The organism is Pseudoalteromonas sp. S3178, from assembly GCF_005886985.1.
Classification (GTDB): domain Bacteria; phylum Pseudomonadota; class Gammaproteobacteria; order Enterobacterales; family Alteromonadaceae; genus Pseudoalteromonas; species Pseudoalteromonas carrageenovora.
Genome location: NZ_PNCW01000575.1, coordinates 1 through 329 on the forward strand (window position 1 = coordinate 1; position 329 = coordinate 329).

Annotated in this window: 1 pseudogene; it reads right to left on the bottom strand. The window is 52.9% G+C overall.

The annotated features are described in order from the left end of the window. Positions 1-307, bottom strand: a pseudogene (locus tag CWC11_RS22285) (glucan 1,4-alpha-glucosidase); the annotation flags it as partial. Between the last annotated feature and the right edge of the window lie 22 nt (positions 308-329).

Sequence of the window (329 nt, forward strand, 5' to 3'; positions counted from 1 at the left end):
AGCCGTCACTAAGACCCTTGGCGCTTTGCAAGCTTAGGTAATGGGCTCCGGAATAAGCAATAAGGGCATCGTCGGCAACTTTGGCCCGGTCGTCAACGCCATCATTATTCACATAAGGGTTCACCTGCACAAGTGCTCGCAGCCCCGGCTCATTGGCCTGAAAACGCACGCGCACCATCAGTGACTGCGTATCCGGGTCGGTAAAGATATCTTTAATAATGCGAAAGCGCCCTTGGCTATCCTCACTGGTTACTCTGTATGCCAATGATGTCGGTCGCCCTTGGGGGTCGACATCAAGGTATTCCACGCGATTGCTAAGACCATCGCTT